Below are 11,424 nucleotides of genomic sequence, written 5' to 3' on the forward strand. Positions count from 1 at the left end.
CAGACTGTTATAAACTCATCTCATGGTTCCGTTTTTCCCTCACTGCCTGTTGTTTTGCATCACGCTCTGCACACTCTTTCTTCTTTTCATCCAATTTTCTCAGAAGAGAAGTCTTCTTTTCTGGCTTCTTCTCCTGCTGATTCACCGGCTGTTGCTCTGCTTTACCGCTTTCTTCAAAAATATCTTCCGTCTGAGCTGCGTGAAATGCTGGGAACTTTGTCTGCTTCTCGCTTTTTTCTTCTGAACGCCCGGAAGTATCTGCTTCTGCCATTTCCCGGTCACGTCTGGCAATATCTGCACAGGTCTGTACTTTTTTCACAAAAGCCAACTCATCTTGATATGGCTGCTTATCTGCTTTCAGCTCTTCGATCGCTGTCCGGAGTTCTTCTTTTTCCCGTTTCCATCTGGCAGTTGGCACTTTTCCATTTTTATCCAGATGCTGTTTCAGCTCCCGTTCACATTTGCGATAGTAATTGATTTCTTTCTTATGCTGCTGGTAATATTTCTCCCTTCTTTTCTGAAAATAGAAACGGTTATATTCATCAATCAATGGCTGGTTTATCTTTATTACTTCTGCCATCTTTTGTAGATTTTCCAGTTTCTTTAACTGATCTCGCTTTTCGGAAATCTCTTTTTTACTGACTGATACAACACCATTCAGTTCATCAATCCGTTCCTTCAAGTCATCCATTGTCTCTATCTGATGTGTCTGAAGATAATTGATAGACTTTGCAAACTCCTGTAAGTTGGAGAGATTCTTCCCTCTCCGTTTCATCTCCGCATAGAAATTTGGGAGCGGTAGTCTGCCCTGTGTCTTTTTATCATAATAATCTTGCAGGCTTTCCAGAAGTGTAGGGTTCTGTCTGCGATCCAGTTCTACCTTCATTTCTTCATAAGCTGTCTTCATCCACTGAATGGATTCTTTCAAAGAAATAAACATCTGATTGAACTGTCGAATAGCTCTGTTCAGTTCCCCGATGATTGTTTTAATCCCCTTTTTCTCCATCGCCCGAACTTCATATCCCTCATGTATGGTCGGAATCAAGTCAATTCCCTGCTCTTTGTAAGAACGGTGATCAATTCTGGCTGCCATGTGGCACTCCCGGAATTTTTCATTTACTTTCTCCGTCCACGCTCTTCTCCATTCCTTTAAAAGCTCCGGATCATTCCACCCGGTAGTGGAAACAGCATTGAATATATCCTTCCCTTTAGCATCTTTTATCCGGTTTCCATCTTCATCCAGAACATATTCCCGTTTCTGCTTGTTGCCCCATCTTCCATCTTCTGTAAAAGGACGGATTGGAGCAAGTACATGAAAATGTGGATTATCTGGTTCATCCTCATTCTTTGATTTTCCCTCATGAACTGCCAGATCTACAATCATGCCATGTGCTACGAACTGCTCCCGGCAAAACGCTCTTGCCAGTTCTATATTTTCATCTAGCGTCAGTTCATTTTGCAAAGCAATATCAAAAGAATAAGCTAACTGTGCCCGTTTACTTTTCTCCACCTTTTCTACCTCATTCCAGAGTGTTTCCCGATCAGTCAGACGTTCCGGCACATATTCCGGCGTCAGAATTTCTGTGAAAACTACTCCAGACTTTTTTGTATAGTCATGCGTCTGTCCATAATAATCGTTATAAAGCTTCTGCCCCGAAATATACGCTGCGGAATTAACCACTGTCTGACCTTTTCCTCTGGACACCTGCTTTACCGAAAAATGATACAATGCCATTAACTGTCATCTCCTTTTTCTGCTCTTTCAACTGCTTCTGCAATCTGCTGTTGCTCTTTGTGTAAGGCTGCTATGTAAACCTGTCGCACAATACTCTTGTTGTAACTACTGTTCTGCAACTGTTCCATAACATCCTGAACTTCTTCCTGTTCCAAATCTCTGGATAATGGAAATGCTTTTTCAAACTCTGCTCCTTTAACGATCAATCTGTGGGAACGTTCCTTTCGCTCCACTATCCTTTTCCTCTGTTCAAGAATATTTTTATTGTGGATCGCATGTTCCAGTTCCTTTTTACTTTTTTCCATGTTGGCTCTCAGTTCTTCCAATGACATGGATTCATATTTCGGATTTTTTGCTCTGCTCACTTTCCTGTCCTCCTTTTTCTGTAAACAAAAAGAACCGGTCTTCTCATAAATGCCGATTCCTGGATATAAAAAACAGAGGTCGTTGTTTCACAATAAAGAAATACTGACCTCCGCAATTTTAAAATAGATTAGTTATTACAATAGGATAGGCTTCTTGCCGCAAGGGGAAATTATCCCCTTGTACGAAATCTATGATTTCGCTATATTCCCGGATTGAAATTCTTCAAAGTCAGGAATGGCACCGCAGGTCGCACGATACAGGCAGATGTAATTGCCTGTATAGAAGTGCGCTCTTAGCTTTGCTAAGAGAATTATGCCGTATCCGGCTTGCTATCTTTAATCTGTAAATTCCATCATCTCGTCAATAGTACAATCCATTTTCTTACAAATTTTCTCGACTGTTTCCATTGATACATATTGATTTTTTCCCATCCGGGCAAGGATATTTGCACTAATCCCGGTGAGGTGTTGCATTTCTATTCGCTTCATATTTTTATCAATGAGCTGTTTCCACAATCTGTTATAACTTACACTCATAAATAACCTCCACATTTTTATTAGACAGATTTCTGCTTTTATTAGTCAAACGGATTTTCTCCATCCTTCGCTTCCATAAATCCGTCTTTATCTGTTTTCGGAGTTTCTGATGAATCTGCTCCAGCACCGCTGTCCTTGTTCTGGGCAAATTCATGTTCTTCCACAATCACATCTGTGGTATAAATCGTCTTTCCATCCTTATCCTTATAACTGCCAGTGCTGATGCGACCACCGATCACAATCCGCATTCCCTTGTGAAGATATTTCTGTGCAAACTCTGCACTCTTACCAAATGTTACACACGAAATAAAATCCGCTTCCTGTTCACCATCACGTTTATATTTTCTGTTCACTGCCAGTGTATATCTTGCTACTGCCATATCATTATCTTTTCCGGCATATTTGATCTCCGGATTCTTTGTCAGTCTTCCCATTAAAATCACTCTATTCATAGTTTTTACGTCCTTTCCGGGCATGATACCCTTTAATCATTGTTATTAGTTACTTGTTGCATCAGCGGTCTATTGTGCGTTTCCCTGTCACCTGCAGCCGTCTCAGACTGCCTCTGCCTGCATACACAGGTCACTGATCATAAGGCTTTGATCAACCGCCCATCATCGGGAGTGTCATTATGATTCCGCTTGCTTTCAGAAAAAGAAAGGTCATGGCAGAACTCCTGGTAGGCTTTCAGGGTGCACTTATCAATTGTCAAGGTTCAACAAAGGAACATTCCAAAACGTCCTCTAATTACTAAAGTCAAATGACTTTGCAAGATGCAAAAGATTCGTGATATTTTTTTACATTTTTATCATTTTTTCTTTTACTTTCGTTAGTCCCTTCATATACTCTGTATTGGGAGCGACAAAATCGGACATGATTTTGGGAAATTTTGAAAAATAATTATTCCTCTACCTATAAAGCGTTGGAAATGGTATTTACCAACCCCTTTTTGCAAGTTTTTTGTACATAAATGAAATACTTCTTCGCTAGTTGCATATTCCAGAGAACGTGAGGACATGGATTTTCTTGAAAAATCATTTTTCCACTAATCACATGTGGCAGAATGTATAAAGTCAGATGATTTTGAAAAAAAGCAAAAAAATAGGCACTAACCACTTATGGTTAATGCCCTTTGGGGTAATCATTATTTTTCTTTTGTCAATTTCTGATACATTCTCATTAATTCAGCAACACAGTCTGCTTCTGACATTTTAATGCTAAATCCATAAGCATGCATCACTGCTCTGTTATTTGCTTTATGTGCTTTCAGTAATTCTGTTGGCATTGTCAAAGGATCATAAAGATCTGCAAGATTGCTATCTGTATAAAGTGCTCTAGCATTCAAGATAGCCTGTGCCGTTTTTCTTATCTTTTCCTTTTGATCATTTGTTGGAGAAGGCCAAGGGAAATTATTATAAACAATCATATTAGAATAACTATAATCACTCTTTAGTCGACCACATACTGCTCTGGTCCATGCCATATGAACATTGGACATTAGTATTCCAAACTCGTAACTTGTGGCTGACGGCATTGTAAAAAGTTTATCGCCTGGAATTATTTCTCCTTCAAGATAATCCATCGGAATATATCTTCTGTTTTGCGAAGACACCTTTGGTATTGCAATATATGGCGAATACTGTGCAAGTTCTTTCCGTTGTCTTTCATCAAGCAAAAGTATCAACTTTTCTCCAATCTCTCTGCCGGATTCAGATATATCAAATACAGCTAATTTCTCATATTTTCATCTCACAATTAACCCTATATATTTGCTGTGCGACGTTTTTTTTTCTTTTGCCGTCGAGTGGCAGATGTTTTATACTATGTCACTTTCATAAAGTTCTCTTTATCCTTTATTACTTTTCTGTTTTGTCTGATTTAAAAGCAAGATAACCAAAACAGAAATAGCTATACTGCATAGAATGTATGTCCAATTCAAATATGATAGATTGATTAAATTCTGTGCTGATTGATTTTTAATGAAGTTTGTGTATGATGCGTTACTCTTAATCGCTTCCATAACTCCTAAAACATTTATCGGGCTTAAATTGTATAAGTACGCACCAAATAAATATATCGCTATTTTTTCAACAATGGACGGTATTAAAATAGCCGATGCAGAAAGCCATAATGGACATTGCTTGTGGGATTTCTGTAAATATACTGCCCCCAAAAGATATGGCAATACCGCAAGGCAACAGCCCAAAATGACAATATTCTGATGAAGCCCAAAGAGGGCGAAGAATACACGGATAAAAAGATATGTTCCAAATATAATCAACCAATCAATGAGCAAGCCTTTTATTGGTGTGCGCTCTTTTATTGTTTCGTTTTGTAACTGCATTTCATTACCTCCCAAATGGACGCTCCACTTTCGGGAACGTCAAGGTTACAGTTGTTCCACCGCAAGAATTGTTTTTTAGCTCCACCGTGATAGACAGGTCAGTTGCCATTTTCTGAACAAGGTATAACCCCATACCCGTAGAACGACTAAGGTAACTGCCCGTATCTCCAGTAAACCCCTTGTCGAAAACAAAAGGTAAGTCAGACAACGGTATGCTTGTGCCGTTGTCTTTCATAGATAAAGAAATCTGTTCATTATCCGCACTATCAGCAATGGAAAAGAGAAGTCGAGGAGCAGGATTGTTCCCCGTATATTTCACACTATTGCTGATTATCTGTCCTAAAATGAACATCAAACCTTTTTTGTCAGAAATCACTTGAGCATCGTTTTCGGTATATTCAACAGAAAATCCAGCTTCTTCAAGAAGCGTTAAATTATCTTCAACTGCTTCACGACAAATTTCAAGAATTGAAAGCGGCTCAAAAAAGTAATCCTTATGAGTAGCCCCAAGCCTTGAAAAGTATAGAATTTGTTCTATATCCTGTCGGGTATGGTCGCGTACATACAGCATACGGGTATGAACCAAAGGGGACATTTCATCTTTTCGATTGTCCAGTAGCAAGGTCATAAGGGATAGCGGCTTTTTGATTTCATGTACCCAATTTTCAATGTAGTGTTGATAATCTGTAACTGTAATTTTCTGTTCGTTGATATATTCCTGCTGCGTCCTCAAATGCTGCCCCAATTCACAGATATAAGGGCGTAATACTGCGGGAACAGCTTCACACAGTAAGTATTCGTTGGTATCGTCTGGCTCCAATAGAAAACGCCGAAAAATAGCGTCTGTCTTGTTGCGTTTTCTGATTGATATAGCAAGCGGGATAGCAAGTGTGGCAAATGATACGAAAATGATCAATGCAACATAATTGATAAAATAATCTGGATTAGCCAGCCAGGCAAGGAATATAAAGAATACGTCCAAACAGGCAAGTGTGATAATCCATACACGATTAGAGGAAATATAGGTTAAAAATATTTTTAGCTTCTTCATAATCGCACCTGCTCTTTCAAGCGGTAGCCTTGTCCGCGTACTGTTTCTATCCGTTCTTCAAGACCAAATTCACGGAGCGTTTTCCTCAATCGCGTAAAAGTTACTTGCAGCGCATTTTCGTCAATGCATTCTTCCGTTCCCCAAAGCACGTTGCACAGCTCATGTTTGGTAACAAGATTAGGGCTTTTCTTCAAAAGCGCAAGCAATATTTTTCCCTCATTGGGTGGCATGAGGGAAGAACTCTTCCCCACATAAATTGTAAAGGTGTTTGGGTCAAGTAAAAATCCGTTCCCGTCCAGTAAGCCTTGCCGTATCTGTTCCTCTTTGCGTCGTAATAAATTTTTAATGCGGGCAAGCAGGCGCTCTATATTACACGGCTTTGTTAAGTAGTCATCAGCTCCCAATCCTAATGCGTGAAGTTCGTCCTGCAATTTATCTCTTGCTGTCAATACCAACACTGTTCCAAGCTGCTTTGCTTTTAATTCTTTGCAGATTTCAAAGCCGGAATGAAATGGAAGATTTATGTCGAGTAAAACCAAATCGGGGGAATACTCTGTAATTTCCGGTATTGCGTTTTCAAAATCAAATAACGAGGCTGTTTCATACCCCGACTTTCTCAATAAATCCGTCAGTTCTTCCCGCATATAAACATCATCTTCAACTACCATAATTCGTGCCAATACGATCACCTCCTTTCACGTAAGCCTGTTATGAATTAGGCTTGTAATTTATTTTTCCGATTTCCCGTGTAGCTGTCCGCGCAACAGCCACACCGTAAATTGCCATAATAAGAACGACAGTAAATGCCATAATAATCAACAACGGATAAGATTGCCCGATCCTTGTGCTGTCAGAGTATAAATGCTGCTGCATTGCATAAAGACCAACCGTACCACTTATACAAGCCAACATTAGGGGGAGTAGAAAATACCATAAAACTTGTTTATAAATTGACCGTTTTATCTGTTCTCGCCTCGCACCCAAAATTGAGAGTGTCAAATATCTTGATTTTGTCGATTGCATTTGTGTTAAGAATTGCAAAGCAAGCAATGCACACGCGATAATCAATAGCATAAAGCCCATATATAAAGTCATGTAACTCCCGGAGATAAGATAAAATAGTTGCCGCCCGAAATTATCAAGATAGCTTTCGTAATACAGACCGGACGGCTTCAGCAAATCGCGTGCTTCCATAACGGACAGCATCAGTCCGTTTGCTTCTACAATCTCATTCGGAATACAGAAATTCCAATATACAGAACAGGTGTCCGGGTCTACATAGTTATGATATATCTCGTCGGAAACAATCAATGCGGTTACAATTTTAACATTTTCATCAGCAGTAAGTCCTTTCATCGGTACAGACGGAACAAGTGTAACTGACTTTTTGTCAATGGAAATCAACGCATTACCGCTTGTCTGTGCGTTCTCTGCAATCCTGTCTAACAGAGCAACGGTATCTTCCTGTTCATCTTCTAAAAAGTCCGGGTTGAGGTAAAAAACAGCTTCGTCATTTTCAAGATTTATTTGCTTTTCTCCTGCGGCTTCCAACAGGCGATTATATGATGAAACTGGGAGCATATAAGGAGAAACACTCCCCGTATCAATAAATCCAAGCAGATTAAGGGCTGCGGGTTGATGTGAACCAAATTCGTAACTGGCAGCTTCTTGTGTCGCAGGGTCTATTACACCCTCTGGCAAGTTTTGAACAATCTCTTTTCTTAATACAGACCAGTCAACAAAGGATTTCATTTCCCCGGAAGCAGGACGTTTCATGTTCCCTGTTTCCATACGGTTAAGATTAGCTACATAAACTCGCATTTGGTCGTCGGAAAGGTATTGCTCAACATTCTGTTCTTCGCCCATTACTGTAAAATCATAAACAGCAGAAGTTCTTGTTAATTCATTCCCATGCGACATAATAGTTGCAGAACCATTTGCAATAAACATAATGGTAAGCATCATCAGAATAGACGCAACACTAATTGAAATATATTTATAAACAACATTCTCGTGAAGCTGTCGCAAAGTAAATACATAAAGTCCATTTGTCGCTTTCCGTTTGTTAGAAGCAGCTACTATACTTAAAAGCCGGGCAATGCCTCGGATAAAAAGAATTGTTCCAACAATTCCAAGCAGGACAGCAACAAGCAGCATTACACCACCGCCAGTCATGAAGTGTTCTATGACAACCCAGTATGCAACAAGTAAAACTGCCGTACCAATTACAAGGGATAGCAAACTTCCGTGTGTGCTGCCCGTGTGTTGTTTTTTTCCCATTTCTCCATAAAGCAGTTGGTGGACTTCTTTCTTAAACAATTTTCCGCATAGTATAAACAACGCCACACATTGGATGATTAAAAATCCCAATATCGTAAAGAAAACTGCGCTTAATGAAAAACTTGATTGATGTGCAATAACACCGTGTCCGACTAAACGTGCCGTTGCAAGGCTGATAACTTCGGATAGAAAACCACCGCAGATAAGTCCACCCAAGAGGGCGACAAGTGAAGTGATAAGCCCCTCCGTCATAATTTGCGTAAATAATCGGGTCTTTGTCATACCAAACATCAAATATAATCCTAGTTCCCGGCTGCGACATTCGAGCTGATACTTATTTGCAAATACTACAAGGAAAAATACAAATAATAATGCACAAACATAGACAGTAGGTAAAAGGTTTGTAAGCAGCCGTTCCACGGCATCGCTTTCAAGGCTGCTTAAAAAGCGTATAACGTCCTGCGCTCCGAGAGAAAGCACAATGTAAAATGCCGCTACCGCCGTTACCATTGTCAGAAAGTAAATCAGATTTTCATTGCGGCTACGTTTGGAATTTCTCCATGCAAGGTTAAAGAACATTTGCGCTCCCTCCTCCCATTTGCGCCATTACCTGTAATATGCGCGCATAAAATTCTTCCCGTGTTTCTGTCGGAACTTTGCGACGCAATTCATGGAAAATAACGCCGTCCTGTATGAACAAAATGCGGGAACAGAAACTTGCTGCGTTAGGGTCATGCGTAACCATTAAAATGGTACGTCCTTGCACTTGGTTGACTTCCTGTAATTTTTCCATAAGCAACCGTGCAGCTTTTGTGTCTAATGCGCCTGTCGGCTCATCAGCCAAAATAATATCTGGATTAGAAATCAAACTACGGGCTGCGGCTACACGCTGCTTTTGACCGCCGGACATTTGCGCCGGAAACTTTGAAAGAACATCAGTAATTCCAAGAAATCCGGCTATATCATTTAGGTGCTTTTCGGCTATGGAACTATCTATATTGTGAATGGATAAGGGCAACAGAATATTTTCTCTGCCTGTCAAATTATCAAGCAAAGCAAAGTCTTGAAACAGATAACCAATTCTATTTCCACGGTATTCCGCTAACTTAGCACCGTCAAAGGCACTTATATTCGCCCCGGAGAGCAAAATTTGTCCAGAGGTAGGTTTAATGACCGTAGCAATACAATTTAATAATGTTGTTTTCCCGGAACCGCTGGCTCCCATAATTCCCAAATATTCGCCACTTAGAACATCAAAGGTAATTCCGTTTAGTGCTTTTGTGGGAACGCCCTCTTTGGAATATGCTTTGTGCAGGTCGCGTACTTCTAAAAGTTTTTTTGTATAATCCATTCTTAACACCTCTTTTTTGTTCATACTTTTTTACAATTAAAATTTTACTACACAAAGCATAAATACACCACTTACATTTGATGTAAGGTTCCTTTGTTTGAATTTCACCGCTATTCTTTATGCTGCTTTTCATCTGTCACCAGACATTCTATCTTCTACAAAATATTCACTATATATCATAGTCGGTTGACCGAGTAATAACAACACACTATTTACCATCTATCATATTTATCCGCATTAAAAAAGGACGCAGGATTTCTCCCACGTCCTCACATCTATCTGACTTTATCTTCTCTTACTTTCGGTGCTTCCTTATGTGCCGCTTCCTGCTTCCACCGGATCATATGGTTGGTTATGATAAGTTTCAAATAATCTTCCCCACTCAATCCCACGCATTTCACTTTCCACATCACTAAATACACCAGAAATCCAGTCTATCACACTTGTAAAATATGTTTTCAATTCCTGTATGTCTGTATCATGACGGTGCTGGCTCATATATGCTTCAACATCTTCATCTACCCCTTCACTATTTTAAATATCTTCGGTAACTATCCAGAACTGAATCTGTAACACCGCTTTTATAGATTTTACGGATATCAACAATCTGTTCATCTTTCAGAAGTTTCAACCAATCCAGTAAATCTTTTCTGCTGTTTGCGAAATTGCAACATTTTCCATCAGCATATTCAATCCTGTATCTCATACGCTCCTCCTATACATATACCAATTCACTCAATACAATTTCCTGCACACGATTCTCGACATTATTACACTGTCGCACCCACTCCATAGGATTACATGCTTTTAATTCCTCTGTAACTCCCTCCGCACTTCGTATTTGTGCCTCAATCAATTCATACCGTTCCTGTGCCTGTTCATTCAGATCTGCCAGATAGCTGTCCAATTTCCCAGTCAACAGAAGATAAGAATACATACCTGATTTATAGTTTTTCATATATTCTTTTCGAAGCATTCCCCAGTACCCAATCGGTCTGGTTTCTTCCGGTAATGATAGCACTGGCAGGTAATAATCTCCTACCAACACATAATCTAATCCATTCCTGTCATCATGTAGTATTTTTCTCTGATTGCTCATGTTCTTCTCCTCCATCAAATCTTTCTCTTCTCTCTCAGATATGCTTCAAATATACTTCTTCGAATCAACACCTTTTTCCCAATTTTATATACTGCCCCTGCTTCATGTGCCATACGGACAACGGGTTTGATTCCCAGTCTGTAGTATTCGCACGCCATGTTATAGGTCACGTAATCATGGCGCATAAATTCCAGATCTTCATCATCGATTTCATCTGAAAACATCCATACATTACCGCTCATCCGTCTTCTTCTCCTTATCATTTCCTGTTGCCGGTTCATGAAAACGCTCCAGATAGTCATCAAAAATATCCCGGTTAATCAATACGGTTCCATCTATTCTGTAAATTGCACCTGCATCACTGGCGAGTTCAAAAAGTTTCTTATGAGAAATGCTGTAAATAATCTCTGCCTGTTGATAACGCAGATACTGTCGGCGTAATTTTCTAAGCTGCTCTGGTACTTCCTTCATACTTGTAATTGGTTTATAACTTTTACCCATGATGTTTTCCTCCAAAATTAGATTTGCTGTTTTACAGAAGCTGACTGCCGGGATATAACTTTCCAGGGCCGAATCAGGGTTATAGGACAAAACGTGTTGATGGCTAATCCCATTCTGTAAAAGATTTATCCATCTTATGGAGGTCACTCCACACAATGGCA

The 11,424-nt window shown here is 39.7% G+C and carries 15 protein-coding genes; all 15 read right to left on the reverse strand.

Annotated elements, in window-relative coordinates:
- Positions 1–7: 7 nt before the first annotated feature.
- Complete coding sequence (gene mobQ, locus OCV43_RS10820) at positions 8–1,735, reverse strand: MobQ family relaxase (RefSeq protein WP_148872499.1); 1,728 nt, start codon at positions 1,733–1,735, stop codon at positions 8–10.
- Positions 1,735–2,100 (reverse strand): DUF3847 domain-containing protein, encoded by a 366-nt coding sequence (locus tag OCV43_RS10825; RefSeq protein WP_055282090.1) that lies wholly within the window; start codon positions 2,098–2,100, stop codon positions 1,735–1,737. The genes mobQ and OCV43_RS10825 overlap by 1 nt, the downstream gene beginning before the upstream one ends.
- A gap of 336 nt (positions 2,101–2,436) precedes the next feature.
- A complete protein-coding gene (locus OCV43_RS10830) occupies positions 2,437–2,637 on the reverse strand; it encodes a helix-turn-helix domain-containing protein (protein WP_055282092.1) in 201 nt (66 codons plus the stop codon).
- Positions 2,638–2,678: 41 nt separating this feature from the next.
- Positions 2,679–3,089 (reverse strand): single-stranded DNA-binding protein, encoded by a 411-nt coding sequence (locus OCV43_RS10835; protein ID WP_148872503.1) that lies wholly within the window; start codon positions 3,087–3,089, stop codon positions 2,679–2,681.
- 692 nt (positions 3,090–3,781) lie between these two features.
- Complete coding sequence (locus OCV43_RS10840; RefSeq protein WP_317246664.1) at positions 3,782–4,321, reverse strand: type IIL restriction-modification enzyme MmeI; 540 nt, start codon at positions 4,319–4,321, stop codon at positions 3,782–3,784.
- A gap of 162 nt (positions 4,322–4,483) precedes the next feature.
- Positions 4,484–4,981, reverse strand: coding sequence for a hypothetical protein (locus OCV43_RS10845; protein ID WP_055282100.1), 498 nt, complete (start codon positions 4,979–4,981; stop codon positions 4,484–4,486).
- A 4-nt stretch (positions 4,982–4,985) separates the two neighbouring features.
- The gene (locus tag OCV43_RS10850; RefSeq protein WP_055282102.1) at positions 4,986–6,032 is read right to left on the reverse strand and encodes a sensor histidine kinase; all 1,047 of its coding nucleotides are present in this window, start codon (positions 6,030–6,032) and stop codon (positions 4,986–4,988) included.
- Positions 6,029–6,712, reverse strand: coding sequence for a response regulator transcription factor (locus OCV43_RS10855; RefSeq protein WP_226838039.1), 684 nt, complete (start codon positions 6,710–6,712; stop codon positions 6,029–6,031). Before OCV43_RS10855 ends, OCV43_RS10850 begins: the two co-directional genes overlap by 4 nt.
- A 28-nt stretch (positions 6,713–6,740) precedes the next feature.
- Entirely contained in the window at positions 6,741–8,891 is a 2,151-nt protein-coding gene (locus tag OCV43_RS10860; protein WP_055282104.1) for an ABC transporter permease, read from the reverse strand.
- Positions 8,881–9,663, reverse strand: a complete 783-nt coding sequence (locus OCV43_RS10865) for an ABC transporter ATP-binding protein (protein WP_055282106.1) — start codon at positions 9,661–9,663, stop codon at positions 8,881–8,883. The genes OCV43_RS10860 and OCV43_RS10865 overlap by 11 nt, the downstream gene beginning before the upstream one ends.
- A 312-nt stretch (positions 9,664–9,975) precedes the next feature.
- A complete protein-coding gene (locus OCV43_RS10870; RefSeq protein WP_055282109.1) occupies positions 9,976–10,161 on the reverse strand; it encodes a hypothetical protein in 186 nt (61 codons plus the stop codon).
- Positions 10,162–10,192: 31 nt separating this feature from the next.
- Positions 10,193–10,369: a hypothetical protein gene (locus OCV43_RS10875; RefSeq protein WP_173697015.1), complete on the reverse strand. Its 177-nt coding sequence runs from the start codon at positions 10,367–10,369 to the stop codon at positions 10,193–10,195.
- Between the two features lie 9 nt (positions 10,370–10,378).
- A complete protein-coding gene (locus OCV43_RS10880) occupies positions 10,379–10,762 on the reverse strand; it encodes a TnpV protein (protein WP_055282232.1) in 384 nt (127 codons plus the stop codon).
- 14 nt (positions 10,763–10,776) lie between these two features.
- Complete coding sequence (locus OCV43_RS10885; RefSeq protein WP_055282111.1) at positions 10,777–11,004, reverse strand: DUF6462 family protein; 228 nt, start codon at positions 11,002–11,004, stop codon at positions 10,777–10,779.
- A complete protein-coding gene (locus OCV43_RS10890) occupies positions 10,994–11,263 on the reverse strand; it encodes a DUF6462 family protein (protein ID WP_055282113.1) in 270 nt (89 codons plus the stop codon). The genes OCV43_RS10885 and OCV43_RS10890 overlap by 11 nt, the downstream gene beginning before the upstream one ends.
- Positions 11,264–11,424: the final 161 nt, after the last annotated feature.

It is taken from the genome of Roseburia amylophila (assembly GCF_025567465.1).
GTDB lineage: Bacteria > Bacillota > Clostridia > Lachnospirales > Lachnospiraceae > Roseburia_C > Roseburia_C amylophila.

Excerpts from the sequence above, each read along its gene's own strand:
- mobQ (WP_148872499.1), bottom strand. The coding sequence starts at position 1,735 with ATGGCATTGTATCATTTTTCGGTAAAGCAGGTGTCCAGAGGAAAAGGT.
- OCV43_RS10830 (WP_055282092.1), bottom strand. The coding sequence starts at position 2,637 with ATGAGTGTAAGTTATAACAGATTGTGGAAACAGCTCATTGATAAAAAT.
- OCV43_RS10835 (WP_148872503.1), bottom strand. The coding sequence starts at position 3,089 with ATGAATAGAGTGATTTTAATGGGAAGACTGACAAAGAATCCGGAGATC.
- OCV43_RS10845 (WP_055282100.1), bottom strand. The coding sequence starts at position 4,981 with ATGCAGTTACAAAACGAAACAATAAAAGAGCGCACACCAATAAAAGGC.
- OCV43_RS10850 (WP_055282102.1), bottom strand. The coding sequence starts at position 6,032 with ATGAAGAAGCTAAAAATATTTTTAACCTATATTTCCTCTAATCGTGTA.
- OCV43_RS10860 (WP_055282104.1), bottom strand. The coding sequence starts at position 8,891 with ATGTTCTTTAACCTTGCATGGAGAAATTCCAAACGTAGCCGCAATGAA.
- OCV43_RS10865 (WP_055282106.1), bottom strand. The coding sequence starts at position 9,663 with ATGGATTATACAAAAAAACTTTTAGAAGTACGCGACCTGCACAAAGCA.
- OCV43_RS10870 (WP_055282109.1), bottom strand. The coding sequence starts at position 10,161 with ATGAGCCAGCACCGTCATGATACAGACATACAGGAATTGAAAACATAT.
- OCV43_RS10875 (WP_173697015.1), bottom strand. The coding sequence starts at position 10,369 with ATGAGATACAGGATTGAATATGCTGATGGAAAATGTTGCAATTTCGCA.
- OCV43_RS10880 (WP_055282232.1), bottom strand. The coding sequence starts at position 10,762 with ATGAGCAATCAGAGAAAAATACTACATGATGACAGGAATGGATTAGAT.
- OCV43_RS10885 (WP_055282111.1), bottom strand. The coding sequence starts at position 11,004 with ATGAGCGGTAATGTATGGATGTTTTCAGATGAAATCGATGATGAAGAT.
- OCV43_RS10890 (WP_055282113.1), bottom strand. The coding sequence starts at position 11,263 with ATGGGTAAAAGTTATAAACCAATTACAAGTATGAAGGAAGTACCAGAG.